Below are 26,895 nucleotides of genomic sequence, written 5' to 3' on the forward strand. Positions count from 1 at the left end.
ATTATGGTAAAAATTATATTATATAACTCGCAAAAAATATTAATTAGTGTAAAAAACACTGCGAGTTATTTTTTTATAGTTTTTTTGAAATATTCTTTATATAGAAATATAGTATTTTAATCAGTTAAAATTTTTTTATAAAAATATTAAGTTTATGTTTTAATTTTTTGAACTATAAAATTAATTATTTCTTTAATATGAACTAAAATAGTTTTTTTGTTTTTTCGTTCTCGATATTCAACATGATCATTAACTATAGAACGTATACCAATTACAATTTGATGAGGAATACCAACTAAATCCATTTCATTAAACATAATTCCTGGTTGTTCATTTCGATCATCTAATATTACATCTATTTCTTTTTTTTGAAGTTCTTGATATAAAATATCTGCTATACTTTTTATTTTAGAAGAATTTTTCATATTGATAGGCATAATAACTACTTGAAAAGGTGCAATAGAATCAGGCCAAATAATGCCATTTTCATCATGATTTTGCTCAATTACAGCGGCTACAATTCTTGTTATTCCTATACCATAACACCCCATATGTAAATTTTTTTGATTTCCATTACTTGCTGAAATAGATGTTTTCATTTTTTGAGAATATTGTTTTCCAAGTTGGAATATATGTCCTAGTTCAATACTTTTGTGAATATTTAAATATCCTTTTCCATTAGGATTTAAATCATTTTGTGTTACTTTACGAATATCTTGAATAATCGGAATAGGTAAATCTACATTCCAATTCGTATTAATAAAAAATTGATTCTTAATATTTGCACCAATAGTAAAATTTTTCATTTTATAAGTAGATATATCTGCAATAATGGGTATTTTTAATCCTAAAGGACCTAAAAATTGTTTTTTAACACCAATAAAGGAAATAATTTCTTTCTCATCAAGAAATACTAATGGTTTTTCAACCATATCAATTTTTTCTATTTTAAATGTATTTAATTCATGGTCTCCACGTATTAAGAGTGCAGCTATTGAATGCATGTATTTTTTTTTAATTCGTATTAATACAGTTTTAATTTGATTTTTTAAAGGAATTTTTAAGTCGTTAGCACTTATAATAGATTTTTTAGTTTTAACTTTTTTTTGAATCTTTGGAAACGGTTGTTTATGTTGTAAAAAATCCTTAGTTTCCATGCATTCAGCCATGTTCATATTTGAAGAATATGTTAAATCTTCAGAAAATACTATTTCATCTTCTCCATTACTAGATAAAGCTTGAAATTCATGCGAAATATTTCCTCCCATAGAACCTGAATCAGCTTTAACGACACGAAAATCTAACTGCATTTTTTTAAAAATATTTATATAACTATTGTAAAATTTATTATAAGTTTTTTCTAAGCAATCTTGGTTAATATGAAAAGAATAAGCATCTTTCATGGTAAATTCGCGTGTTCTAATAATTCCAAAACGTGGCCGAATTTCATCTCTAAATTTTGTTTGTATTTGATATATAATTAATGGTAATTGTTTATATGAATGAATTTCAGTTTTGATAAAGCTAGTTACAAGTTCTTCATTAGTTGGTCCTAAAATAAATTTATTTTTTCGGCGATCACAAAATTTTAATAATTCTTCTCCATATATTTTTAATCGTCCACTTTCTTGCCATAAAGATTGAGGTTGCATAATAGGCATTGATATTTCTAATGCATGTATTTTTTTCATCTCTTTTTGAATAATATTTTTTATTTTTCTTAGTACTCTTATCCCAGTAGGTAGCCAAACGTATAAGCCTGAAGATATTTTTCTAATCATACCGCTTCTTAGCATTAATTGATGACTGATGATTCTTGCATCATAAGGTATTTCTTTCAAAGTTGATAATAGATATTTACTTGTACGCATGTATTAATATCTCAAAAAATATAAGTTGTTATTAAATATTTATATTTAAAAACTTTGTTTTTAATTTTAAAGGATACTTTATCATATAATAAAATATGATATTAAATAATTTATTTTAAATAATAGATTTTAATATAACTAGTATTAGTACAGTAATTTTTACCTAGATTAAAAAATAATATACATAATTGTATTATTTTAAAAGAAATTAAATATAAAAATTTAGTATCATTTTATAAAAAATAAAATTTTCTTCTCAGAGGTGCTAATAAAATTAACTTGTTTTTTTTTAAATAGAGAGGTTTAATGAATTTTTTATAGATAAACAGTGGTTAAAAGTATTTAAAATGAATCATAATACAAATGAAGAAAAAACAGAAAATCCTACTGAGCATCGTATTAAAAAATCTCGTAAAAAAGGAAAAACAAGATATTCTCGTGAATTAAATTCCTTATTAGTTTTATTAGTAGGATTTATTAGTATATGGTGCTATAGAGATTGGATTTTTTCTACTTTTAGTCACATAATGGCTAATAGTTTTTATTTTAATAAAAATATTATAGATGATAATAATACTTTATTAAAAACATTATTTTTTTTAAAAGAAATACTATTTATTTTTTTTCCATTCTTAATATCTTTGTTAATTATAATTATAGTGCCTGCAATTTGTTTAAGTGGTATAAAATTAAATTTTCAATCATTAAGTTTTAATTTGACTAAATTAAATCCATTTCAGGGTTTGAAAAAAATATTTTCTTTTCAAATAATAATGGAATTCTTTAAAATAGTATTAAAGTTGTGTGTAGTGACCAGTATATCTTTTTTTTATTTATACGTTTCTTTTTCTGCAATATTATTTTTAATTAGTGAAAATCCTGTCTCTTCAATATGGCATGGATGTAATATAATTGCTGTATGTTGTATGTTAGTTATATTAGGATTATTTCCGATTGTTGCTTTTGATATTATTTTTCAAGAATTAAATCACTATAAAAAATTAAGAATGACTTATCAGGAAATAAAAGATGAATTAAGAGAAAAAGAAGGAAATCCAAGTATTAAAGCGAGAATTCGTCAAGAAATGAAAGCTACTATACGTCGAAGAATGCTTTCAGATATTCCTAAAGCTGACGTAATTATAACCAATCCTATACATTATTCAGTTGCTCTTCAATATAATGAAAAAAAAATGAATGCACCTAAAGTAATAGCTAAAGGAATCGGTGAAATTGCTCTTAAAATACAAGATTTAGCTCTTAAAAATAATATTTCTATTATTGCTGCACCATCGTTAGCTCGTGCATTATATCGTTATTCTGAAATAGGACAATATGTTCCAGGACCTCTTTATCAAGCTGTTGCAGAAGTTTTAGCATGGGTTTGGAAAGTACGAAAATGGAAAAAAGAAGGTGGTATTTTCCCTGAAAAACCTAAAAATATAATAGTTCCATCAGAATTTAATTTTACTGGAGAAATAAAAAATAATGATTAATTCTTCTTATTTTTTTCGCATTGTAAAAAATTTTAAAGCAATTCAATGGCAGATACTTGCAGGTCCAATACTTATTTTAATGATTTTATCAATGATGGTTTTGCCATTGGCTCCTTTTGTTTTAGATGTTTTTTTTACTTTTAATATTGCATTGTCAATAGTAATTTTACTCGTTTCTATGTTTACACGTCATACTTTAGAGTTTACTGCTTTTCCAACAGTATTGCTTTTTTCAACATTATTACGTTTAGCATTAAATGTAGCTTCTACTCGTGTTATTTTTTTAAATGGTCATACTGGAACTAATTCAGCAGGAAGAGTAATTGAGTCTTTTGGTCATTTTTTAGTAGGTGGAAATTTTGCTATTGGAATAGTTGTTTTTATAATTTTGGTTATTATTAATTTTATAGTTATTACTAAAGGAGCTAGTCGAATAGCGGAAGTGGGTGCAAGATTTATATTAGATGCTATGCCAGGAAAACAAATGGCAATTGATGCTGATTTAAATGCAGGTTTAATTGGAGAAGAAAAAGCAAAGAAACGTCGTATAAAAATAACACAAGAAGCTGATTTTTATGGTTCAATGGATGGTGCTAGTAAGTTTGTACGAGGTGATGCCATTGCTGGAATTTTAATAATGATTCTTAATATATTTGGAGGATTAATTATTGGTTTAATACAGCATCACATGGCTTTAAATAAAGCTGCAGAAGTTTATACATTGTTAACTATTGGAGACGGTTTAGTTGCTCAAATTCCAGCTTTAGTGATTTCTACTGCAGCAGGTGTTATTGTTACACGAGTTAGTACTAATCAAAATGTTGGAGAACAAATGGTTAGTCAGCTTTTTTATAACCCTCAAGTAATTTTATTAAGTGCTATAGTATTAGGGGTTCTTGGCTTAGTTCCAGGTATGCCAAATATTATATTCTTAATTTTTACTATTTTATTATTTATTCTTTCTTGGTGGTTATATGAAAAAAAACATGTTTTAGAAAATAATTTTACAAATTCTGACAAGAAATATAAATTAATACAGGATTCTATTTCAGAAGCGTCTTGGAATGATGTTACATTAGAAGATCCAATTAGAATAGAAATAGGTTATAATTTAACACCAATGATTGATGCGAACAAAAAAGATAATTTATTAGATAGAATTCGTCTAGTGCGTAAAAAAATTACTCAGGAAATTGGATTTTTGCCTCCATTAGTTCATATAAAAAACAATATTAATTTATCAGAAAACAATTATCGTGTTTTAATTAAAGGTGTTGAAGTAGGTCAAGGAACTTGTTTTTATGGTCTTTTTATGGCTATTCATTCAGGTAGAGAAACAGAACCTTTACCTTTTGATCAGGTATATGAACCTACTTTTGGTTTATCAGGTTATTGGATTAATAAAGAATTTAAAAATGAAGCTCAAAAGAAAGGTTATTCTGTTATAGATCCTAGTACTGTTATTTCTACACATTTAAATTTTTTAATTTCTAATAATATTAATGAATTATTTGGTCGTCAAGAAGCTCAAAAATTACTAGAATATGTTGCTATAGACATGCCAAAATTAACTGAGGATTTAATTCCAAATATAATCAATTTAACAGTTTTACATAAAGTTCTTAAAAATTTATTATTAGAACATGTGCCAATACGTGATATGAGAACAATTTTAGAAACATTATCAGAATATGCAGATGTGCAAAAAGATCCGAATGAATTAACGAGTATTGTTCGTATTGCTCTAAGTAAGATTATTATACAAAAATTATTTTATAAAAAAAATATTATTGAAGTAATAGGACTAGAATCTAGTTTAGAAACATTGTTATTGAATGGTATAAAAGGAGATACTAATAGTATAGAACCAATCTTATGTGAAACTTTATTAAAAAAGACAAAAGAAGCTATTAAAAAACAATTATCAATAGAAGCGCCTCTTGTATTATTAGTTAGTCATCCCCTTCGATTCTTTTTATCTAAATTTTTACGTCAGAGTTTTCCAGAATTAACTGTTTTATCTCAGTTTGAGATTACAGATGTAAAAAAAATCAAAATCAGTAGTATTATTGGAAATTAATATATTTATTTTATTCAATACAGGTTGGTGTGGTTGTAAGTGGTACATTTTTCAGTACTACGTTATTTCCTCACCTTGCTGATTTTTTATATTAAAAAATAAATAGTATAAATATTTTTTTACATTTTTGTAACTATTTGAATTCCTAACATATTAAGTCCTTTTTTTAATGTTTTTGCTGTTATAAGAGATAATTTAAGTCTACTTTTACATATTTTTATTTTTTTAGCAAAAAGTATAGAACAACTTTCATAAAAAATAGAAAAATATGTTGCAAGTTGATACAGATATTTACACATAATATGTGGTGTTCCTTTTTTAGCAATTAATAGAACAATTTCTTCAAATTCTAATATTTTTATAGCTAAATTAATTTCGCTTTCTTTTTTTAAAATAACTTTTTCTTTTAATTTTATTATAGGAATACTAGATTTTTTTATAATAGAAAGAATTCTTGTGTAAGCATACTGTATATAAGGAGCTGTATTTCCTTCAAAACTAAGCATTTTATCCCAGTCAAATATATAATTAGTATTTCTATTTTTAGATAAATCAGCATATTTTACTGCACTAATGCCTATAATTTCAGATAACTGAATCAGTTTCTTTTTACGTAAATACGGTTTTTTATTTTTAATTAAATTCACAGCTCTTTGTATAGCTTCATTAAGAAGTATAGAAAGTTTTATAGTATTTCCATCACGAGTTTTAAATGGACGTTTATTTTTTGATAACATCATACCAAAAACATGATGTTCTAATAATAAATTTTGTGGTATATAATTAGCTTTTTTAGCTATGATCCATGCTTGTATTAGATGTTGATGTTGACGAGAATCAGTATAGTATATAATACGATCAGCATGTAGTTTTTGATATCTATATTTTAAACAAGCAATATCAGTTGTAGAGTATAGAAAGCCTTTATCTTTTTTTTGAATTACAACACCCATAGATTCTCCTAATCTATTTTTAAATTCCTTTAAAAATACAATTGTAGAACCATTTTTTTCAATTGCTATTTTTTTATTTTTTAGGTCTGTAATAATATTAGGAAGCATTTCATTATAAAAGCTTTCTCCTACAGTATCATCAGGTTTTAATGTGACATTGAGTCTTTGATATATTTTTTGATTTTCAATCATAGTAATAGAAACTAATTTTTTCCAAATCTTATGACAATATTTATCTCCATTTTGTAATTTTACTACATATTCTCTAGATTTTTCTGCAAATAATTGATCTGAATCATATTTTTTTTTTGCTTTACAGTAAAATTTTTCTAGTTTTTCTAATGAAATAGAATCATCTTGAAATACAATTTTTGATTTTATATCTTCTAAATATGCAATTAACATGCCAAATTGTGTTCCCCAGTCACCAATATGGTTTGCTCTAATAACATTATGTCCTAAAAAATATAGTATTCTTACTATAACATCACCAATTATTGTTGATCGTAGATGTCCAATATGCATTTCTTTTGCAATATTAGGAGAAGAATAATCTACTACAATATTTTTTGGTTGAATACGATTTATACCAAGACGCGATGAAATGAAAATATTTTCTAGTTCTATAGATAACCAATCATGATTAATAAAGATATTAATAAATCCTGGTTGAGAAAATGTTATTTCTTTATATATGTTTTTTTTTTTGATATTTTTTATAATTATTTTAGATAATTCATATGGTTCTAAGTCTAATATAGTAGCTATTTTAATTAAATTATTTAGTTGATAATGACCCATTGTAATTTTTTTATTTAATATGATAATAGGATTGTATTTTTTTATCGGATTAATTTTAATTAGTACATTTTCAATATCTTTTTTTATTACTTTTTTTAAGTGCATGCTAAAAGTCCTCTTAATAATATATTAAAATTATACTTATTATAATTTATTAATTATTATACAAATCTTTAAATGTATAATATGATATATTTATAAATTATAAATAATAATTTTATATTATATTTTTTTAACTATTTATCAAATATCATTTTATTAAAATAATATAAATAATATAAAATATTTTCTAGAATTGACATTTCCATTCACTTTATAAAACTAGTAAAAATATTTTATAAAAAAGGTTGACAAGATAATCAAAAAAATGTAATCTTTACTTTAAAGTTTCAAATTACAAAAATTGCTCTTTAAAAAAATATTAGATAATCTGTGTGGGCACAGACAATTAAGTACAAAAATTATTTTTTTTTATTTAATAATTTCTTTAAGAAAAATTTATTTTTCTTTAAGAAAGTTTTTTCAATTGAAGAGTTTGATCATGGCTCAGATTGAACGCTGGCGGCAAGCCTAACACATGCAAGTCGAGCGGCAGCGAAAGAAAGCTTGCTTTCTTGTCGGCGAGCGGCAAACGGGTGAGTAATATCTGGGGATCTGCCCAAAAGAGGGGGATAACTACTAGAAATGGTAGCTAATACCGCATAATGTTGAAAAACCAAAGTGGGGGACCTTTTGGCCTCATGCTTTTGGATGAACCCAGACGAGATTAGCTTGTTGGTAGGGTAATGGCTTACCAAGGCTACGATCTCTAGCTGGTCTGAGAGGATAACCAGCCACACTGGAACTGAGACACGGTCCAGACTCCTACGGGAGGCAGCAGTGGGGAATATTGCACAATGGGCGAAAGCCTGATGCAGCTATGCCGCGTGTATGAAGAAGGCCTTAGGGTTGTAAAGTACTTTCAGCAGGGAGGAAAAATATAAAACTAATAATTTTATTTTCTGACGTTACCTGCAGAAGAAGCACCGGCTAACTCCGTGCCAGCAGCCGCGGTAATACGGAGGGTGCGAGCGTTAATCAGAATTACTGGGCGTAAAGAGCGCGTAGGTGGTTTTTTAAGTCAGATGTGAAAGCCCTAGGCTCAACCTAGGAACTGCATTTGAAACTGAAAAACTAGAGTCTCGTAGAGGGAGGTAGAATTCTAGGTGTAGCGGTGAAATGCGTAGATATCTGGAGGAATACCTGTGGCGAAAGCGGCCTCCTAAACGAAAACTGACACTGAGGTGCGAAAGCGTGGGGAGCAAACAGGATTAGATACCCTGGTAGTCCATGCCGTAAACGATGTCGACTTGGAGGTTGTTTCCAAGAGAAATGACTTCCGAAGCTAACGCATTAAGTCGACCGCCTGGGGAGTACGGCCGCAAGGCTAAAACTCAAATGAATTGACGGGGGCCCGCACAAGCGGTGGAGCATGTGGTTTAATTCGATGCAACGCGAAAAACCTTACCTGGTCTTGACATCCACAGAATTTTTTAGAAATAAAAAAGTGCCTTCGGGAACTGTGAGACAGGTGCTGCATGGCTGTCGTCAGCTCGTGTTGTGAAATGTTGGGTTAAGTCCCGCAACGAGCGCAACCCTTATCCCCTGTTGCCAGCGGTTCGGCCGGGAACTCAGAGGAGACTGCCGGTTATAAACCGGAGGAAGGTGGGGACGACGTCAAGTCATCATGGCCCTTACGACCAGGGCTACACACGTGCTACAATGGTTTATACAAAGAGAAGCAAATCTGTAAAGACAAGCAAACCTCATAAAGTAAATCGTAGTCCGGACTGGAGTCTGCAACTCGACTCCACGAAGTCGGAATCGCTAGTAATCGTGGATCAGAATGCCACGGTGAATACGTTCCCGGGCCTTGTACACACCGCCCGTCACACCATGGGAGTGGGTTGCAAAAGAAGCAGGTATTCTAACCCCTTAAAAGGAAGGCGCCTACCACTTTGTGATTCATGACTGGGGTGAAGTCGTAACAAGGTAACCGTAGGGGAACCTGCGGTTGGATCACCTCCTTAAAAATATATACTTTATTGAAAGTGCCCACACAAATTATCTAATAAAAAATTAGAAGGCTTGTAGCTCAGATGGTTAGAGCGCACCCCTGATAAGGGTGAGGTCGGTGGTTCAATTCCACTCAGGCCTACCATAAAAAATCATCTGGGGCTATAGCTCAGCTGGGAGAGCGCCTGCCTTGCACGCAGGAGGTCAGCGGTTCAATCCCGCTTAGCTCCAATAAAATAATCTTTTTGTAATCTTAATTGCTTAAAAACTTCAAAGTTACTACAATTAGTCTTTAATTCTAAATAATTTTTTAAAATTTCATCATTTTTTCTCAGAAATAAATTAACTTTTTTTTCAAAAATAATATAACTAGGTAAGCTGGATTTTCCAGAATCTATTATTTTCTTAATTTTTTCATAATACATTTTAATTGTTTGATCTTTTGGAAAAATAAACATAGAAAAGCTTAAATTAGATAAAGTATATTCATGGGAACAACATAAAAACGTATTATTCGGAAAAGATGAAATAAAATGTATAGAATTAAACATATCTAAATAATTATCTTTATATACTCGTCCACAACCTCCTGAAAAAAGAGTATCTCCGCAAAAAAAGTATGGTTTACTATAATATGAAACATGACCAGGAGTATGACCAGGAGTAAAATAAATATAAAATTTTCTATTTAATAGAATAATTTTATCTCCACCAAAAACAATTTTATTACAACCATTTTTTATAGTTTCATAAGGTCCAAAAACAGTTATATTTGGATAATATTTAATAATCTTTTTTACACCCCCTACATGATCAATATGATTATGAGTTAGTAAAATAGCTATAGGATTCCATTTTTTTTTTTGTATTTCTTCTATGACTTCTATAGAAGAGCCAGGATCTATAATTATACAAGAACCTTTCTCATCATGAATAATCCAAACATAATTAGTATCTAATATAGGTATTTTTTTTAATATCATGACATTTTTCTTTTTATGTAATAAAAAAATTTTCTTTAATCAAATGATTTATAATTTACTATTCTCATAGTAAATATCTTTAATTGAAGGATGTCGAGCAGATTGACGAGCTATCATATCACATCTTTCGTTTTCTTTATGACCAATATGTGCTTTGACCCAAATCCAATTAACAGTATGATTTTTTAAAGCATTATTTATACGTAGCCATAAATCTATGTTTTTTATAAGTTTTTTTTTATTATTTTTCCATTCTTGTCGTTTCCAAATAGGCATCCAATCAATAATTCCTTTTTTAACATATAGACTATCAGTTGTAACTTCTACTATACAGGATTGATTAAGAAATTCTAATCCTGAAATTACAGCCATTAATTCCATCCTATTATTAGTTGTCAAATAAAAACCTGAGGTTAATATTTTTTCATGAAATTTATAACGTAAAATTGTACTATATCCTCCAGCACCAGGATTACCTAAACAGGAACCGTCTGTAAACATTTTAACTATTTTAAACATGATGATAAAACTTCCAAAATGATTTTAAAAAAATTATGATTAATACAAAAAGAACAGTTATATTAGATACTGAAACAACTGGTATTAGCTCAATAGGTCCTCCTCATATAAACCATAGAGTTATAGAAATTGGCGCTGTTGAAATGATCGAGCGTCGTTTTACAGGTAATAATTTTCATGTTTACCTTCAACCTAATAGATCAATAGAATCTGGAGCGTTTAAAGTTCATGGGATTACAAATGATTTTTTATTGGATAAACCTATTTTTAAAGATATAGCTAATAAATTTTTAAATTATATTAAAAATTCTGAAATAGTCATTCATAATGCTCCATTTGATTTAGGATTTATAAATCAAGAATTTCAAATGCTAAATAAAAATATAAAAAAAATTGATATTTTATGTCCTATAATTGATACATTAAAAATTGCTCGAAAATTATTTCCCGGTAAAAAAAATACATTAGATGCTCTTTGTTCACGTTATAAAATAAATAAATCTCATAGAAATTTACATAGTGCTATTATTGATGCTTTACTCTTAGGTAAAGTATATCTTTTAATGACGAGTCGTCAAGAATCTCTAAGTTTTTATAATACAATTAATAGTGAAGAATTACCTCAAAAATTAAATAATTTCATCAGATGTAATAAATATTCTTTAAAAATATTGCATCCTTCAAAAGAAGAATTAGATCTACATGAAAAATATTTAAAATACATGAGAAAGAAAAACAAATGTTTATGGAATTAATTTTTTAATAAATGTACAAAAGATTATTGACTGAATTTCTAAAATATGTAAAATAGAAGGATACTACTAATAAGGTGCGGTAGTTCAGTTGGTTAGAATATCGGCCTGTCACGCCGAGGGTCGCGGGTTCGAATCCCGTCCGCACCGAAAAAATATAATATTTTAAAAAATGTATATTTTAAAAGTAAAATCATAAAATTTTTAAACAAATAAAATTATGTATAAAAAAATAATTTATTCTGAATTAAATACTGCATCAAAAATATTACAAACTTTTTTAAATGATGATATCCAAATAAATAATATTCAAAAATCTGCTATTTTAATTTCAGAAGCCTTCAAAAATGGTAAAAAAGTAATATCATGTGGTAATGGAGGTTCAAATTGTGATGCAGTACATTTTGCAGAAGAGCTAACTAGTTTATATAGAGAAAAAAGATGTGGATATCCTGCTATATCTATTTCTGATACTAGTTATATTTCTGCTGTAGGAAATGATTTTGGATATGATCAAGTATTTTCTCGATATATTGAAAGTATTGGATGCTCAAATGATATACTATTAGCAATTTCTACTTCTGGAAATTCTGTTAATATAATAAAAGCGATTAAAACAGCTCAAAAAAAAAATATAAAAGTTATTGTTTTAACAGGCAATAATGGCGGAAAAATTCAAGGAATGTCTGACATAGAAATTTGTATTCCTTACTATGGATATTCAGATCGAATACAAGAAATGCATATTAAAATTATTCACATATTAATATTAATTATTGAAAAAGAAATGCATAAATCATCAAAAAATATTTCTCTTAAATAAAATTTACTTTGCTTAAAATCCTGTAATAAATAAAACTTATTTCCACTTTTCTAATAAATACTATTTTATAGTTTCGGAATTTTTTTTATGAGTGAGAAATACATTGTTACCTGGGATATGTTGCAAATTCATACGAGAAAATTAGCTAACCGATTACTTCAAAGACATTCTTGGAATGGAATAATTGCTGTAAGTCGAGGAGGTCTTGTTCCATCAGCTTTATTATCAAGAGAACTCGGAATCCGATGCGTTGATACTGTGTGTATTTCAAGTTATAATTATAATTACTTAAAGAAAAAAAGAAAAGTAATTAAAAAAGCAGAAGGAAATGGAGAACAGGTTATTGTTATAGATGATTTAGTAGATACGGGCGGTACTGCTAAAATTATTAGAAATTTATATCCAAAAGCATATTTTGTAACTATTTTTGCCAAGCCTATGGGTCGTTTATTAGTTGATGACTATGTTATAGATATACCCCAAAATGTATGGATCGAACAACCGTGGGATATGTCAATATCTTATATTCCTCCTCTAGTTCAAGAGTACAAAATCAAAAATAATATCTTAATTAAAAAATAATATTATATTGCTTAATAAACTTTATTTATACAATTCATTTCTCAAAAATAAAATAAAAAAATATTTTTTTATAAAATAAACATGTACTAAAAAAGGATATTTTTATGATAAATAAAGATGAAAAACTAGCAGAAAAAGAGATAAACATAAATGAAAAATATGAAAAGAATAAGTTAATAAATGAAAATTTAATTAAATCTTTAGAAAATAAATTAAGAGAATCTGAAAAAGAAATATTAGAAAAAGAAATTAACATTGAAAAAGAAATGATAACTATTTTTAGTCGATCGCATAAAGAAATTGAAAAATATAGAAAATTTTCTTTAGAACAGTTGCTTTCTGAACTTCTTCCTATCTCTGATAGTATAGAGCGTGCATTGAGTTTAATAGATGAGGATAAATCAAACAAAATTTTTATAGAAATTAAAGATAATATAACAAATATTTTTGATTTATTAAAAGAATTTTTTCTCTTATTTCATGTAAAAAAAATAGATTCTTTCAATGTACCATTTGATCCATCTATTCATCAAGCTATGTCAATTAAATATAGCAATGAAATCGAACCTAATCAAGTAGTGACAATTATGCAGCCTGGTTATATTCTTCATGAATGCCGTTTATTACGACCAGCTATGGTAATAGTTTCTAATAAAAAAATATAAAACAACAATTTTTAGATTTAATAATATTAAAATTATACTTCATTATTAAATCTAAAACTAAAATTTTTTTATTTTTTAAATCTTAATATAACTACTTTTTATGTATGTTTGATTTTTTTAAAAAATATATATTTTTTCGTCTTCGTTCTTTTGGATCAATTATTAAATTTCTATAAATTTCAATTCGATCTCCATCTTTTATAAGTGATTTTAAATGTACTAATTTATTATAAATTCCCACATGAAGACTATATAATGATGAATTTTCTATTATATATAATATATTTGATGCTAAGATAGTATCTTTTACAGTTGCACCTAATTCAATATTAACTTCATGAATATATTGTATATCTGGTAAAGCATATACAACTGTTGCTTGAATAATTTTCATATTTTTAATAAATATTTTTTTCATCTTATTTTTTTAATGAGTTTCATTATGTCATATAAAAAAACATCTCATATAAAATCATCAAAAATTGTTATTAACAAAAAAGCTTATCATAATTTTTTTATAGAAAAAGTATTTCAATCAGGTCTTGTTTTAGAAGGTTGGGAAGTAAAATCTCTTAGAGAAGGAAAAGTTAATATTTCAGAAAGTTATATTATTAGTTATATGAATGAAATGTATCTTTATAATTCTCTAATTCAACCTTTATATATGTCTTCAAGTCATATTTCTTGTAATCCTATACGAAAAAGAAAATTATTATTACATAAACATGAAATTGATCTTTTATCTGCGAAAAAAAAAAATATAGGCTATACATTAATTTCATTATCTTTGTTTTGGAAGCAATCTTGGTGTAAATTAGAATTTGGCTTAGCAAAAGGTAAAACTTTAAAAGATAAAAGAGTAGATAAAAAAAATAAAGAATGGCAAAAAGAAAAACTAAAAATACTTAAAAAAACTAATGTGATAATATAAAAAATATTTTATGATATATAGAAAAGATAAAAATTGGATGAAAGTTGCTTTAAAATATGCATATTATGCTCAAGAGAAAGGTGAAGTTCCTATAGGTGCAGTATTAATTTTTCAAGAACGTATTATTGGCGTGGGATGGAACAGTTCTATTAGTGAAAATGATCCTACTGCACATGCAGAAATTATGGCTTTGCGTGCTGCTGGAAAAAAAATAAAAAATTATCGATTTATAAATAGTACACTGTATGTTACTTTGCAGCCATGTATTATGTGCTGTGGAGCTATTATAAATAGTCGTATAAAGCGTTTAGTATTCGGTGCTCAATGTAATAAATTAGATAATAAGTGTTCTTTAAAAGATATTTTCTTACATTCTGAACAAGATTATAAATTAACGATTAAAAAAAATATTATGAAAAATGAGTGTTCTGATATTTTGTTAAAATTTTTTCAAAAAAAAAGATCACTGATGCTTTAATATTGAGCGATATTAAGATTCTAAAATCACTAAAGCATGCGCATATAATTTTTGATCAGAAATGCTTACGTGTATAAATTTACAATTAATTTCCTTAGCTTTTTGTAAAGATTGTTTTAAAAAACGCAATTTTGGTTTACCAAATTGATTGTTGTAAAATTCTAATTGATTAAATGTTACTCCATAATTAATACCTGTTCCTAATGCTTTAGATGCTGCTTCTTTACCTGCAAATTTTTTTGCTAAAAAATAAATAGGATTTTTACTAAAAATATATTCATTCCATTCTATTTTAGATAAAATTCTTTTAGCAAATTCATCGCCATAATAAGAAAAAATATTTTTAATGCGCAAAATTTCTATAATATCTGTTCCTACACCTACAATCGACATTGTATAAATAAATCCTTTATTGAGTTCTAATTATTTTTTAAAATTAGTTAAATATTTTAACTTTTAACTAATTTTAAAAAATTAGTGATTATTTTAAATGAATATCATTTTTTTATTTAGAAGTATCTTTTTTAACCCATAAAAGAAGATGAATTTTTTTATGTAATTCTTTTTCTATTTTATAGCGTGAGATTATACTAATTTTTTTTATTTTTTCTCCATTATGACCAATAATAATTTTTTTTTGTCTACTATGTATAACTAAAATAAGTGCTCTTATATGTAATTGATTGTTTTCTATTTCTTTTAAATATTCAATCTCTACTTTAACAATAGAAGGTAATTCATCACCTAAAAATAGTATTAATTGCTCTCGAATAATTTCAGATATTGTAAAAAATTGAGAATTAGTTGTAATATGATTTTCAGGATAAACATGAGGATTTTTTGGTAAGTAGTTTTTCACTATATTATATAATAACATCATATTTTTTGTTTTTTTTGCTGAGATAGGAATAATTTCTATAGCTTGAGTTTTTTTTTTAATAAAATCGATAAAAGGTAATAAAATATTTTTATTAGAAATTTTATCAATTTTATTAATAATAATAATTACTGGTATTCCATTTTTTTTAATTTTATTAAAAATAATATTGTCTTTTTCTGTCCAAGACACTTGATCTATAACAAACATGATTAATGTTGAATTTTTTACAATATTAAAAAAAATATTTTTTTTATACTCAATCTTATCATTTTTTTTATTAAATATAAAACCAGGTGTATCTGTGTAAATACATTGATAATATTTTTTTGTATTAATACCTGTAATATGAGTTTGAGTTGTATTTTTTTTTCTCGATACAATAGAAATTTTTTTTCCAATAATTTTATTCAACAATGTAGATTTTCCGACATTGGATTTTCCAATAATTGTTATCCAACCACAGTATTTTTGTTTTATATTCACTCGACACCTAATTGTATTAATGCTTTTTGTGCTGCATCTTGCTCAGCTTTTCTTCTACTAGAACCAGTACCAATTAAATATTCTGAAATAATACTAACTTTACAATGAATGGTAAATAATTGATTATGAGCTTCACCATATATTTCAACTATAAAATACATAGGCAGAGACAAATGTTTTGATTGTAAATATTCTTGTAGTCTTGTTTTTGGATCTTTTTGTGTATCTCCAGGGCTTATTTTTTCTAAACGTTTTTCATACCATTTTAATATTAATTCTTCTACTGTTTGAATATTACTATCTAAATAAATACTGCCAATGAGAGCTTCTACAGTATTCGCTAAAATGGACTCCCGACGAAATCCTCCACTTTTTAGTTCACCTTGTCCTAATTTCAAATATTCTCCTAAATCAAATTCATATGCAATTTCGGCTAGAGTATGACCACGTACTAAAGTTGCTCTCATACGACTCATATCGCCTTCATCAATATATGGAAAATGTTGATATAAAGCATTAGCGATTACAAAACTTAGAATGGAATCACCTAAAAATTCTAATCGTTCATTATGTTTACTACTTGCACTACGATGTGTTAATGCTTGTCTTAAAAGATCTTTATGAGTAAAAGTATATCCCAGTACTTTTTGTATTTTTTTTGTTACGATATAGTTCATGTTATACCAATGTTAATGATATTTTAATTAATTGTATATATAACAGGAAAAACAGAAAAATTTGATAAAATTGAAGATATACGTCAATATATAATACTAATAGTATTCTTTGATATTAATTATTTCTAATATATATTTCCAATTCTATTTACACGTATACCAGTAGGCCATTCATTTTCATTTTTATCAAAGCTCATCCATATTTTAATGGCTTTTCCTACTAAATTTCTCTCAGGTACAAAACCCCAATAACGACTATCTAAACTATTATCACGATTATCTCCCATCATAAAATATTTACCTTTAGGTACAATCCAAGTTAATTTCGGCATATTTTTTTGTTGATAGTAATCTTTCTTTACATCTTGAATGCCGTTTAATAGTAATATATTGTGTTTAGTATTATTAATAGTTTCTTGAACAATATTAAAATAGAGAGAATTATATACTTCTTTTTCTTGTATTAAATTATTTTTATTAAAAAAATATATTTTTTGAACAAAATTACTTTTTTTTGTTTTAGAGTATTTAATAATTATTTTTTTTTGACAATGATTATTGTCTAAGTAATGAGGGCATATTTTTATATGTTTTTTATTTATATCATATTTAATTTTATCTCCAGGTAATCCTATTATACGTTTAATATAATCTACATTATAATCAATAGGATGTTTAAAAACTACTATATCGCCACGTCGAGGTTGATTTGTTTCAATTAATGTTGTTTGTGTTATTGGCTCTTTAATGCCATAAGAGAACTTTTCCACTAAAATAAAATCACCTACTAAAAGAGTAGGCATCATAGATCCTGAAGGAATTTGAAAAGGCTCATATATAAATGAACGTATAATAAATATTATTAAAAAAATTGGGAAAAATGATGCTAAAGACTGAAAAAAATATGTTTTTTTAGTTTTCTTTAATATGCTTGTTTCATACACATGATTATTTTTAATAGTTTTTTTATTAACAAAATAATTTTTAATACTGCTAATTCGATAAAAAAACCAAAAAAATCCAGTAAATAATGTACTCGTTAATAAAAATATAGTTAATATATTAGCCATATAAATTGCCTTATATTAATTTTTACTAATATTTAAAATTGAAATAAATGCTGTTTTAGGTATATTTACATTACCTATTTTTTTCATTCTTTTTTTTCCATCTTTTTGTTTTTGTAATAACTTTTTTTTTCTACTAATATCTCCACCATAACATTTTGATAATACATTTTTTCTGAGTTGTTTAATGGTTGATCGTGCTACAATAGAATTATTAATAGTAGCTTGAATAGCAATATCAAATTGATGTCGAGGTATTAATTCTTTCATTTTATTAACTATTTCACGAGCACGATATGATGCATTTTTATAATAAGCAAGTATTGTTAATGCATCTACTTTTTCCGAGTTAATTAAGATATCTATTTTAGCTATCTTCACAGACTGAAAATGTTTAAAATCGTATTCTAATGAAGCATATCCACTAGATACCGATTTCAGTTCATCAAAAAAATTTAATACTACTTCATTCATTGGTATATTATATTTTAATGATACCTGATGTGCATGGTAAATCATATTAGTTTGAAAACCTCTTTTTTCTACACATAATTTAATTACTGGACCAAGAAATTGAGGAGGTACTAAAATATTACATTCAACTATCGGTTCTCTAATTGTTTTGATCTGATTTGCATCAGGAAAATTAGAAGGACTGTCTAAATAAATAATCTTTCCATTATTTAGTTCTATTTCATAAATTACTGTAGGTGCAGTCGAAATTAAATCAATAGAATATTCTCTTTCTAAGCGTGCTTGAATTATTTCCATATGTAATAAACCTAAAAATCCACATCTAAAGCCAAAACCAAGAGCATTAGAATTTTCTGGTTCATAAAATAATGAAGAATCATTTAAGCTAAGTTTACCTAATGCATCCTTAAATGTTTCATATTGATCTGACGTTACAGGAAATAAACCAGCATATATTTGAGGTTTAATCTTTTTAAATCCACTTAATCTTTTTTTCGCTGGGTTTTGCGCGGTTGTCAACGTATCTCCAACTGGAGCAGCAGTAATACTTTTAATGCCACAAATCACCCAACCTACTTCGCCACACTGCAATTTTTTTTTATTTAATTTTTTAGGAGTAAAAATTCCTATTTGATCAACAAAATAATTTTTGCCAGTACTCATAACCTGAATTTTATCTTTTTCAAATAAAATTCCATTTTTAATTCTTATTAAAGAAACTACACCTAGATAATTATCAAACCAAGAATCAATAATTAAAGCTTGAAGAGGAGCATCTATTTTTCCTTTTGGAGAAGGTATATACATGATAATACTTTCTATAAGATTTTGTATACCAGTTCCTGTTTTAGATGAACATTTAATAGCATTATATGAAGATATTCCTATAATATCTTCAATTTCTTTAGAGACTTTTTCTGGATTTGCATTAGGTAAATCTATTTTATTTAATACTGGAATTATTTCTAAATTCATTTCTAATGCAGTATAACAATTAGCTAATGTTTGAGCTTCTACTCCTTGAGTAGAATCTACAACTAACAATGCTCCTTCACATGCTGATAATGATCGAGATACTTCATAAGAAAAATCTACATGACCTGGTGTATCAATAAAATTTAAATTAAAAATATCATTTTTTTTGTTTTTATAATTAATCATTACACTTTGAGCTTTAATGGTAATACCTCGTTCTCTTTCTAAATCCATAGAATCTAGTACTTGATTAGACATTTCTCGTTCAGATAATCCACCACATATTTGTATCAATCTATCAGATAAAGTTGATTTTCCATGATCAATATGAGCTATAATAGAAAAATTTCTTATATTTTTCATATTTATTTTTTAACACCATATTTATTTTTTAACACTTATTTTAACATGCACACAAAATATTTTTATTGTTTTTATGAAGTTTTAATTTAAATTTTTTCAAAAAAATCATTTAATATGTTTTAAAGATGTATATATAATATATAATATAGTCTTAAATCTTTAAAAATATATTCATACAATTTTAAAAATTAATATTATCTATGATACTAAAAAAAAATAAAAAAGTAATTGTTGCAATGTCTGGAGGTGTAGATTCATCTGTTGCTGCATGGATTTTAAAAAAAAAATATGAAGTAGAAGGTTTATTTATGAAAAATTGGGAAGAAGATGATCAAGAAGGATATTGTAATTCTGCTCAAGATTTATATGATGCTGAAAATGTTTGTAAAAAATTAAATATACATCTTCATAAAATCAATTTTTCTGTAGAATATTGGGAAAGAGTTTTTGAAAATTTTTTAAATGAACATAAACAAGGAAAAACACCAAATCCAGATATATTGTGCAATAAAGAAATTAAGTTCGATCTTTTATTAAATTATTCGATTAAAGAATTAAATGCTGATTATATTGCAACAGGTCATTATGCTCGTATAAAGATAATAAATAAAAAATATTTACTATTCAAAGCTATTGATCTTGAAAAAGATCAAAGTTATTTTTTATATACTCTAAATAGTATTAAACTTAAAAAAATTTTATTTCCTATTGGACACTTTAAAAAACATGAAGTCAGAAGTATTGCTAAAAATATTAATTTAGAAGTGGCTAATAAAAAAGATTCTACTGGTATTTGCTTTATAGGACCTAGAAAATTAAAAAAATTTCTTAGTTTTTATATTAATAAAAAAATAGGTAATATAACGACAACTAGCGGAAAAATTATTGGAAAACATGATGGTGTTTTTTATTACACTTTAGGCCAAAGAAAGGGACTCGGTATTGGCGGAATAAAAGAAAAATACAATATTCCATGGTATGTGGTAGATAAAAATGTAAAAGAAAATATATTAATTGTTGCTCAAGGTTCTTGCAATAGAGATCTTATGTCAATAGGTTTAATTGCTAAAAATATCAATTGGATTAATAAAAATAATGAAATTGTTTTTCCAATATCTTGTAATATTAAAATAAGATATCGTCACCAAGATATCAGTTGCAACATAGAATATATAAATAACACGTATGTTAAAATTTTATTTAAAACTCCAGTAATTGCCGTTACACCAGGACAATCAGTAGTTTTTTATCTATCAGAAATATGTATAGGTGGTGGTATTATCGAATCTAGATTACCATTATGATGATTTTTTTATTTTATTAAAAGAGTGAGTAAGGAGACAATTTTTATCAAAAAAATCTATTCAATTACATTATCACTTGCAGGTATATGTCAATCAGTTTATTTAGTACAACAATTAGCTTATTCAGGAAAATGTGATAAGACTGCATTTAAAACATGTTTAAAAAGTATTTTAGCAATTAATCCTAGATCTTTAATTACAATATATGATAATAATGAAAAAAATTTAAATATAGGATTAAAACAATTAATATCTATATTGACTTTTTCTAATTTTTCTTGTTCATATATCGAATTAATTAAATATATTTTTGATATGATAATTATTGAAAATAAATTAAAAAAAAATCAAAAACATATTTATGAAATAAAAAAAAGTTTGACATTAATATCTAATGAATATGATGTTTTTGATTACAATACTACTACTTTGATTAGTAAATTAGCAAATGTATATATAAAAAAAATTGGTTCTTTAGGTTCTAGAGTTCTTGTGAAAGGTACAAAAAATTTTTTAGAAGATGTAGACATACAAGACAAAATTCGATGTTTATTATTTGCAGGTATTCGTTCTATAGTTTTATGGAAACAATGTGGTGGAAATCAATTAAAATTAATATTTTTTAGGCGTGATATTATTAAAAAAGCACAAAAAATATTATGTGATTAAAAAATTAAGGTTTAAAATATGAAATTAACTTCATTAACAGCCATTTCTCCTATTGATGGCCGATACAGTAATTCTACTATATTTTTAAGAAATATTTTTAGTGAATTTAGCTTTCTTAAATATCGACTTAATATAGAGATTCAGTGGTTTAAAAAAATAATAAATATATCTAAAGAATTAGAAATTAAAAATATTGATCACGATAAGATATTTTTACTAGATGATATTGTTAAAAATTTTAATGAAAAAGATGCTATTTATATTAAAAACATAGAAAAAAAAACCAATCATGATATTAAAGCTCTAGAATATTTTTTAAAAAAGAAAATTTCTCAATCTGGAAATTTTTTATCGATTTTAGAATTTGTACATTTTGGATGTACTTCAGAAGATATTAATAATATAGCATATGCATTAATGCTTAAAAATGCTCGTGATAAAATAATTTTGCCATTATGGAATGAAATTATTAGTGTGTTAAAAAAAATGATTTTTCAATATAAAAATACTCCTATATTATCTTTAACTCATGGTCAACCAGCTACTCCATCAACTATGGGTAAAGAAATTGCTAATTTTTATTATCGAATGAAACGTCAGTATATAAAACTTAATAATATAAAAATATTAGGTAAAATGAATGGAAGTACTGGTAATTATAATGCACATTTAGCAGCATATCCTAAAATTAATTGGCATAAAATAAGTGAAGAGTTTATTATATCATTAGGAATTGATTGGAATCCGTATACCACTCAAATTGAACCACATGATTATATTGCAGAATTGTTTAGTTGTATATCGTTATTCAATACAATACTAATTAACTTTAATCGTGATATTTGGGGTTATATTTCTCTTAATTATTTTAAACAAAAATTAGTAGATTGTGAAATTGGATCTTCAATTATGCCGCATAAAGTTAATCCAATAGATTTTGAAAATTCTGAAGGAAATTTAGGTTTAGCTAATGCTTTGATGTATCATATGATAACAAAATTACCTATTTCTCGATGGCAACGTGATTTAAGTGATTCTACAGTATTACGTAATTTAGGTGTTGCTATTTCATATTCAACAATTGCATATAATTCTGTATTATCAGGTATTAGAAAATTAGAAATAAATGAAATACAATTATTTGAAAATTTAAATAAAAATTGGTCTATTTTATCTGAACCAATACAAACAGTAATGCGTCGTTATGGTATTAAAGATGCATATGAAAAATTGAAAAATTTAACTCGAGGGAAAGAGATAAATAAAAATATCATACATAAATTTATTTCTAGTTTAGATGTTCCAGATAACGAAAAAATACGTTTAAAAAAAATGACTCCTGCTAATTATATTGGTTATGCTAGTCAGATTATTAATGAAATAAAATAACAATTGTTATATAAACAAATTAAGGAAATTTTTATTATGACATTAGTGACATTAATTATTTCATTAGTCTTATTAACTGGATGTAATAAATTTTTAAATATAAAAACATATACACAAAATAACTATTTTTTAAATAAATACATCATACAAAATAAAATTTATCATTGGAATAATCTTATTAAGGCAGCCGCACATCAATATAATATTGATGAGAAATTAATTAAAGCTATTATTTATGCTGAATCTTCTGGTAATCCCTATGCTAAAAGTCATTCAAATGCAATTGGATTGATGCAAATTAAACCTTCTTCTGCAGGAGCAGAAATCTATCGTATTAATGGTAAAAAAGGTCAACCTTCTGTTCAATCATTATATAATCCAAAAATTAATATAAACATAGGAACTGCTTATATTAGTTTATTGCAAAAAAAAAACTATTGGGTATAAAAAATAAAGATGTAATGCAATGCGCAACAATTGTTTCATATGTTAATGGAGATAATGCATTACTTAAGATATTTTCTAAAAATAAACAAGCATCAATAGATATGATTAATACTATGACTATGGAGTCTTTTTGTAGATATATAAAAAAAAACATCCGGCAAAGCAAGCGTATCTTTATTTAAAAAAAGTGATGATAGTGTATAATTTAATTTAATATCTTTATATTAATATATTTATTAAGAATAAATCTCTAATGTTAAAGAATTATCATAAAAATAATACAATTGAGATTTCAACATGGGATTATTAAAAGGTAAAAAAATTCTAATTACTGGAGTATCAAGTACAAGATCTATTGCTTTCGGTATTGCAAAATCTATGTATCATCAAAAAGCAGAATTAGGATTTGTATGTCAAAATGAAAAAATAAGTAATAAAATAAAACATTTAGCAGCATCTATGAAGTCTAATATTATACTCTCATGTGATGTTTCAAATGATGAAAATATTAAAAAATTATTTTTAAACTTAATGAAAATATGGAAAAAATTTGATGGGTTGGTGCATTCTATTGCATATTGTCCCAAAAATCATCTAAATGGAGATTTTATTAAAAATTCTACTAGAAAAGGTTTTAATATTTCTCATGAAATTAGTTCTTATAGTTTTTTAGCATTAATCAAAGAATGTAGAAAGATGTTAAATAGTTCTTCTTCTTTATTAACCTTATCTTATTTAGGTGCACAACGTGTAATACCAAATTATAATCTTATGGGTTTAGCTAAAGCTTCGTTAGAAGCTAATGTTCGTTATATGGCTTATGCATTAGGTAAAAATAATATTCGAGTTAATGCGATTTCATGTAATCCCATTAAAACCATATCGTCTTATCAAATGAAAAACTTTAATAAAATCAATAATTTTCATCACGACTCTTCATTGATAAAAAAATCTGTTACTACTGAAAATATAGGGAATGTAGCATCTTTTTTATTATCAAACTTATCTACTGGTATTACTGGTTCAGTTATTTATGTTGATAATGGTTGTAATATTAGTCAGATCAATAATATTTTATAATATTTTTTTATAAAAAAATAAGTTATGATGTAAAAAAATTATATATGTTATTTCATAAATAAGTTATATATTTAAATTTATTTTAAATTTATAAGATTATTAATTTCTACTATGACAATTAGGTTGTATTATTATGTTCCAAAATAATCCATTACTTGCACAGTTAAAAAAAAATCTACATGCTAAGACACCACGAGTTGAAGGCATAGTAAAAAGCACTGAAAGAGGATTTGGATTTTTAGAAATTGATGCGCAAAAAAGTTATTTTATACCTCCTAAAAATATGAAAAAAGTTATGCATGGAGATAAAATAATTGCATTATTAAAAATAGAAAAAGATAGAGAGATTGTTGAACCCGAAAAATTAATTGAACCATTTTTAAATAGATTTGTAGGAAAAATAGAAAAAAAAGATGAAAAATTGTTTATAATACCTGATTATCCATTTTTAAAAGATCTTATAATATGTGCACCTAACAAAAATTGTAAAAATTTTTTTCAGAATGGAGATTGGGCTGTAGCTAATCTAATAAGACATAAACTGAATGGAGATCATTTTTTTTATGCAGAGTTAATTGAAAAAGTTATAGAAAATAATCATCCATTAACTCCATGGTGGGTGACTTTAGCACGTCATCATCTTGATAAAAATGAACCGGAAGTAGAAGAAAATGACCTTATTCTTAAAGAACATTATTCTAGAAAAGATTTAACAAATTTAGATTTTATTACTATTGATAATATCAATACTAAAGATATTGATGATGCTCTTTTTATTAATGAAAGATCTAATGGTGAACTTTCTTTGACGGTAGCTATTGCAGATCCAACTGCATATATAAAAGTTGGTAGTCAATTAGACTGTATAGCCTCTAAAAGAGGATTTACAAATTATTTACCAGGTTTTAACATTCCTATGTTGCCTAGAATTTTATCAGAAGATATATGTTCATTAAATCCTAATGAACGTCGACCTGTATTAGCATGTCAGATTACTATTTTAAAAGATGGTAGCATCTCAAATAAAATTCATTTTTTTTTAGCATGGATAAAATCTAAATCAAAATTATCTTATGAAAATGTCTCAGATTGGCTGGAAAAATCCGGAATATGGATGCCAAAAAAACAGTCTATTACACAACAGATATTACTTTTACATCGTTTATGTTTATTACGTATTAAATGGCGTGAAAAAAATGCAGTATTATTTAAAGATAGTTTAGAGTATCGATTTAATTTATCTGATAATGGAAAAGTTATAGATGTATTTATTGAAAAACGTCGTATTGCGCATAAAATGATTGAAGAAGCTATGATAATCGCTAATATGTCTGCAGCTAGTTTTTTATCTAATCACCTTGGTTTTGGTATATATAATATACATACTGGTTTTGATCTTATTAATGCTGAACATGCTGTTACATTTTTAAAACATTATAATTTAAACTTTACTGTAGAAGAAATAACTACACTAAAAGGTTTTTGCAATCTTAGACGCGTATTAAATATATTATCAAATAATTATATTGATAGTCGTATTCGTCGTTTTCAATCTTTTGGAGATTTTAGTATTGTACCAGGACCTCATTTCGCATTAGGTTTTTCAGAGTATGCTACTTGGACTTCTCCTATTAGAAAATATAGTGATATGATTAATCATCGTTTATTAAAATGTATTATAAACAATGAAACACCAATTAAGCCTAGTGAAGATATCAAAATAAAGATAAGTGAACAAAGAAGACGTAATCGTATGTCTGAAAGAGATGTTTCAGATTGGTTATATACTATATTATTACAGAAAAAAAAATATAGAAATAAAAAATTTAAAGCAGAAATCATTGATATTTCTAGAAGTGGTATAAGAGCTCGATTAATTGAAAATGGTGCTAATGTTTTTATTCCTGGAGTATTATTACATCCAATAAGAGAACAATTAACATTTAATCAAGATATAGGAAAAGTGTTTATTAATGGAATTTTAAAATATCAAGTATCTGATTTAATTGAAGTTACTTTATCTGATATTCGATTAGAAACACGTAGTGTTATCGCTAAAATTGAACACTAAATATCAATGAAAATAAAAAACAAAAAT

Annotated in this window: 25 protein-coding genes, 3 tRNA genes and 1 rRNA gene; 19 read left to right on the plus strand and 10 right to left on the minus strand. The window is 25.8% G+C overall.

The window, feature by feature from the left end; all coding sequences use genetic code 11:
- Positions 1-152: 152 nt before the first annotated feature.
- Positions 153-1,871 (minus strand): proline--tRNA ligase, encoded by a 1,719-nt coding sequence (locus D9V67_RS01225; protein WP_158359322.1) that lies wholly within the window; start codon positions 1,869-1,871, stop codon positions 153-155.
- A gap of 347 nt (positions 1,872-2,218) precedes the next feature.
- Here D9V67_RS01225 and flhB point away from each other — a divergent pair, with 347 nt between their 5' ends.
- Together flhB and flhA are read left to right on the plus strand one after the other, a co-directional pair.
- Positions 2,219-3,367, plus strand: a complete 1,149-nt coding sequence (gene flhB / locus D9V67_RS01230; RefSeq protein ID WP_158359324.1) for a flagellar biosynthesis protein FlhB — start codon at positions 2,219-2,221, stop codon at positions 3,365-3,367.
- Complete coding sequence (gene flhA, locus D9V67_RS01235; RefSeq protein WP_158359326.1) at positions 3,360-5,447, plus strand: flagellar biosynthesis protein FlhA; 2,088 nt, start codon at positions 3,360-3,362, stop codon at positions 5,445-5,447. Before flhB ends, flhA begins: the two co-directional genes overlap by 8 nt.
- 119 nt (positions 5,448-5,566) lie before the next feature.
- Here flhA and argS read toward each other — a convergent pair whose 3' ends face one another.
- Complete coding sequence (argS, locus tag D9V67_RS01240; protein WP_158359328.1) at positions 5,567-7,306, minus strand: arginine--tRNA ligase; 1,740 nt, start codon at positions 7,304-7,306, stop codon at positions 5,567-5,569.
- A gap of 418 nt (positions 7,307-7,724) precedes the next feature.
- On the opposite strand from argS, the gene D9V67_RS01245 reads away from it, so the two are divergent.
- The 3 genes from D9V67_RS01245 to D9V67_RS01255 all read left to right on the plus strand — a co-directional run bounded on the left by D9V67_RS01245 (position 7,725) and on the right by D9V67_RS01255 (position 9,487).
- Positions 7,725-9,270, plus strand: a 16S ribosomal RNA gene (locus D9V67_RS01245).
- 54 nt (positions 9,271-9,324) lie between these two features.
- A tRNA-Ile gene (locus D9V67_RS01250) sits at positions 9,325-9,401 on the plus strand.
- Positions 9,402-9,414: 13 nt separating this feature from the next.
- A tRNA-Ala gene (locus D9V67_RS01255) sits at positions 9,415-9,487 on the plus strand.
- Here D9V67_RS01255 and gloB read toward each other — a convergent pair.
- Together gloB and rnhA are read right to left on the minus strand one after the other, a co-directional pair.
- Positions 9,469-10,239, minus strand: coding sequence for a hydroxyacylglutathione hydrolase (gene gloB, locus D9V67_RS01260; protein WP_158359330.1), 771 nt, complete (start codon positions 10,237-10,239; stop codon positions 9,469-9,471). The two genes, D9V67_RS01255 and gloB, sit on opposite strands and share 19 nt — an antisense overlap.
- Positions 10,240-10,287: 48 nt before the next feature.
- Positions 10,288-10,758 (minus strand): ribonuclease HI, encoded by a 471-nt coding sequence (rnhA, locus tag D9V67_RS01265; protein ID WP_158359332.1) that lies wholly within the window; start codon positions 10,756-10,758, stop codon positions 10,288-10,290.
- 38 nt (positions 10,759-10,796) lie between these two features.
- On the opposite strand from rnhA, the gene dnaQ reads away from it, so the two are divergent.
- From dnaQ to D9V67_RS01290, 5 genes are all read left to right on the plus strand, one after another.
- Complete coding sequence (gene dnaQ, locus D9V67_RS01270) at positions 10,797-11,513, plus strand: DNA polymerase III subunit epsilon (protein ID WP_158360078.1); 717 nt, start codon at positions 10,797-10,799, stop codon at positions 11,511-11,513.
- A gap of 73 nt (positions 11,514-11,586) precedes the next feature.
- A tRNA-Asp gene (locus tag D9V67_RS01275) sits at positions 11,587-11,660 on the plus strand.
- Positions 11,661-11,730: 70 nt separating this feature from the next.
- Positions 11,731-12,333 (plus strand): D-sedoheptulose 7-phosphate isomerase, encoded by a 603-nt coding sequence (gene lpcA / locus D9V67_RS01280; protein ID WP_158359335.1) that lies wholly within the window; start codon positions 11,731-11,733, stop codon positions 12,331-12,333.
- An 87-nt stretch (positions 12,334-12,420) separates the two neighbouring features.
- Positions 12,421-12,915: a xanthine phosphoribosyltransferase gene (gene gpt / locus D9V67_RS01285; protein WP_158359337.1), complete on the plus strand. Its 495-nt coding sequence runs from the start codon at positions 12,421-12,423 to the stop codon at positions 12,913-12,915.
- A 104-nt stretch (positions 12,916-13,019) separates the two neighbouring features.
- Complete coding sequence (locus D9V67_RS01290; protein ID WP_158359340.1) at positions 13,020-13,580, plus strand: nucleotide exchange factor GrpE; 561 nt, start codon at positions 13,020-13,022, stop codon at positions 13,578-13,580.
- A gap of 91 nt (positions 13,581-13,671) precedes the next feature.
- Here D9V67_RS01290 and D9V67_RS01295 read toward each other — a convergent pair whose 3' ends face one another.
- Positions 13,672-13,974 (minus strand): RnfH family protein, encoded by a 303-nt coding sequence (locus D9V67_RS01295; protein WP_158360080.1) that lies wholly within the window; start codon positions 13,972-13,974, stop codon positions 13,672-13,674.
- Between the two features lie 48 nt (positions 13,975-14,022).
- Here D9V67_RS01295 and smpB point away from each other — a divergent pair, with 48 nt between their 5' ends.
- On the plus strand, positions 14,023-14,511 hold the full coding sequence (smpB, locus tag D9V67_RS01300) for an SsrA-binding protein SmpB (RefSeq protein ID WP_158359342.1): 489 nt from the start codon (positions 14,023-14,025) through the stop codon (positions 14,509-14,511).
- 10 nt (positions 14,512-14,521) lie between these two features.
- Positions 14,522-14,989: a tRNA adenosine(34) deaminase TadA gene (gene tadA, locus D9V67_RS01305; protein ID WP_158359344.1), complete on the plus strand. Its 468-nt coding sequence runs from the start codon at positions 14,522-14,524 to the stop codon at positions 14,987-14,989.
- 12 nt (positions 14,990-15,001) lie between these two features.
- On the opposite strand, the gene acpS is transcribed toward tadA, so the two are convergent.
- The 5 genes from acpS to lepA form a co-directional block, all read right to left on the minus strand.
- Complete coding sequence (gene acpS, locus D9V67_RS01310; RefSeq protein WP_158359347.1) at positions 15,002-15,382, minus strand: holo-ACP synthase; 381 nt, start codon at positions 15,380-15,382, stop codon at positions 15,002-15,004.
- A gap of 112 nt (positions 15,383-15,494) precedes the next feature.
- Positions 15,495-16,352 carry a GTPase Era gene (gene era / locus D9V67_RS01315; protein ID WP_158359349.1) on the minus strand — a complete coding sequence of 286 codons (858 nt, stop codon included), beginning with the start codon at positions 16,350-16,352 and terminating at the stop codon, positions 15,495-15,497.
- Positions 16,349-17,029 carry a ribonuclease III gene (rnc, locus tag D9V67_RS01320; protein WP_158359351.1) on the minus strand — a complete coding sequence of 227 codons (681 nt, stop codon included), beginning with the start codon at positions 17,027-17,029 and terminating at the stop codon, positions 16,349-16,351. The genes era and rnc overlap by 4 nt, the downstream gene beginning before the upstream one ends.
- Before the next feature lie 125 nt (positions 17,030-17,154).
- A complete protein-coding gene (gene lepB, locus D9V67_RS01325; protein ID WP_158359354.1) occupies positions 17,155-18,099 on the minus strand; it encodes a signal peptidase I in 945 nt (314 codons plus the stop codon).
- 15 nt (positions 18,100-18,114) lie between these two features.
- Entirely contained in the window at positions 18,115-19,908 is a 1,794-nt protein-coding gene (gene lepA, locus D9V67_RS01330) for a translation elongation factor 4 (RefSeq protein ID WP_158359356.1), read from the minus strand.
- Positions 19,909-20,108: 200 nt separating this feature from the next.
- Here lepA and mnmA point away from each other — a divergent pair, with 200 nt between their 5' ends.
- The 7 genes from mnmA to rnb all read left to right on the plus strand — a co-directional run bounded on the left by mnmA (position 20,109) and on the right by rnb (position 26,868).
- Entirely contained in the window at positions 20,109-21,212 is a 1,104-nt protein-coding gene (gene mnmA, locus D9V67_RS01335; RefSeq protein WP_158359358.1) for a tRNA 2-thiouridine(34) synthase MnmA, read from the plus strand.
- A 24-nt stretch (positions 21,213-21,236) separates the two neighbouring features.
- Positions 21,237-21,881, plus strand: a complete 645-nt coding sequence (gene hflD, locus D9V67_RS01340; RefSeq protein ID WP_261979696.1) for a high frequency lysogenization protein HflD — start codon at positions 21,237-21,239, stop codon at positions 21,879-21,881.
- Positions 21,882-21,899: 18 nt separating this feature from the next.
- Entirely contained in the window at positions 21,900-23,270 is a 1,371-nt protein-coding gene (purB, locus tag D9V67_RS01345; RefSeq protein ID WP_158359360.1) for an adenylosuccinate lyase, read from the plus strand.
- 36 nt (positions 23,271-23,306) lie between these two features.
- Positions 23,307-23,717 carry a transglycosylase SLT domain-containing protein gene (locus D9V67_RS01350; protein WP_261979697.1) on the plus strand — a complete coding sequence of 137 codons (411 nt, stop codon included), beginning with the start codon at positions 23,307-23,309 and terminating at the stop codon, positions 23,715-23,717.
- A 14-nt stretch (positions 23,718-23,731) separates the two neighbouring features.
- Positions 23,732-23,899 carry a hypothetical protein gene (locus tag D9V67_RS03225; RefSeq protein ID WP_261979698.1) on the plus strand — a complete coding sequence of 56 codons (168 nt, stop codon included), beginning with the start codon at positions 23,732-23,734 and terminating at the stop codon, positions 23,897-23,899.
- A gap of 115 nt (positions 23,900-24,014) precedes the next feature.
- Positions 24,015-24,797 (plus strand): enoyl-ACP reductase, encoded by a 783-nt coding sequence (locus tag D9V67_RS01355; protein WP_158359362.1) that lies wholly within the window; start codon positions 24,015-24,017, stop codon positions 24,795-24,797.
- Between the two features lie 133 nt (positions 24,798-24,930).
- A complete protein-coding gene (gene rnb, locus D9V67_RS01360; protein WP_158359364.1) occupies positions 24,931-26,868 on the plus strand; it encodes an exoribonuclease II in 1,938 nt (645 codons plus the stop codon).
- Positions 26,869-26,895 lie beyond the last annotated feature (27 nt).

Source organism: Buchnera aphidicola (Brachycaudus cardui), assembly GCF_005081945.1.
Lineage (GTDB): Bacteria > Pseudomonadota > Gammaproteobacteria > Enterobacterales > Enterobacteriaceae > Buchnera > Buchnera aphidicola_AN.

Coding starts and splice junctions, on each gene's coding strand:
- rnc (WP_158359351.1), bottom strand. CDS start 17,029: ATGAACTATATCGTAACAAAAAAAATACAAAAAGTACTGGGATATACT.
- gpt (WP_158359337.1), top strand. CDS start 12,421: ATGAGTGAGAAATACATTGTTACCTGGGATATGTTGCAAATTCATACG.
- D9V67_RS03225 (WP_261979698.1), top strand. CDS start 23,732: ATGCAATGCGCAACAATTGTTTCATATGTTAATGGAGATAATGCATTA.
- rnb (WP_158359364.1), top strand. CDS start 24,931: ATGTTCCAAAATAATCCATTACTTGCACAGTTAAAAAAAAATCTACAT.
- D9V67_RS01290 (WP_158359340.1), top strand. CDS start 13,020: ATGATAAATAAAGATGAAAAACTAGCAGAAAAAGAGATAAACATAAAT.
- D9V67_RS01225 (WP_158359322.1), bottom strand. CDS start 1,871: ATGCGTACAAGTAAATATCTATTATCAACTTTGAAAGAAATACCTTAT.
- flhB (WP_158359324.1), top strand. CDS start 2,219: ATGAATCATAATACAAATGAAGAAAAAACAGAAAATCCTACTGAGCAT.
- smpB (WP_158359342.1), top strand. CDS start 14,023: ATGTCATATAAAAAAACATCTCATATAAAATCATCAAAAATTGTTATT.
- lpcA (WP_158359335.1), top strand. CDS start 11,731: ATGTATAAAAAAATAATTTATTCTGAATTAAATACTGCATCAAAAATA.
- argS (WP_158359328.1), bottom strand. CDS start 7,306: ATGCACTTAAAAAAAGTAATAAAAAAAGATATTGAAAATGTACTAATT.
- D9V67_RS01355 (WP_158359362.1), top strand. CDS start 24,015: ATGGGATTATTAAAAGGTAAAAAAATTCTAATTACTGGAGTATCAAGT.
- rnhA (WP_158359332.1), bottom strand. CDS start 10,758: ATGTTTAAAATAGTTAAAATGTTTACAGACGGTTCCTGTTTAGGTAAT.
- lepB (WP_158359354.1), bottom strand. CDS start 18,099: ATGGCTAATATATTAACTATATTTTTATTAACGAGTACATTATTTACT.
- D9V67_RS01350 (WP_261979697.1), top strand. CDS start 23,307: ATGACATTAGTGACATTAATTATTTCATTAGTCTTATTAACTGGATGT.
- purB (WP_158359360.1), top strand. CDS start 21,900: ATGAAATTAACTTCATTAACAGCCATTTCTCCTATTGATGGCCGATAC.
- tadA (WP_158359344.1), top strand. CDS start 14,522: ATGATATATAGAAAAGATAAAAATTGGATGAAAGTTGCTTTAAAATAT.
- lepA (WP_158359356.1), bottom strand. CDS start 19,908: ATGAAAAATATAAGAAATTTTTCTATTATAGCTCATATTGATCATGGA.
- D9V67_RS01295 (WP_158360080.1), bottom strand. CDS start 13,974: ATGAAAATTATTCAAGCAACAGTTGTATATGCTTTACCAGATATACAA.
- flhA (WP_158359326.1), top strand. CDS start 3,360: ATGATTAATTCTTCTTATTTTTTTCGCATTGTAAAAAATTTTAAAGCA.
- gloB (WP_158359330.1), bottom strand. CDS start 10,239: ATGATATTAAAAAAAATACCTATATTAGATACTAATTATGTTTGGATT.
- acpS (WP_158359347.1), bottom strand. CDS start 15,382: ATGTCGATTGTAGGTGTAGGAACAGATATTATAGAAATTTTGCGCATT.
- mnmA (WP_158359358.1), top strand. CDS start 20,109: ATGATACTAAAAAAAAATAAAAAAGTAATTGTTGCAATGTCTGGAGGT.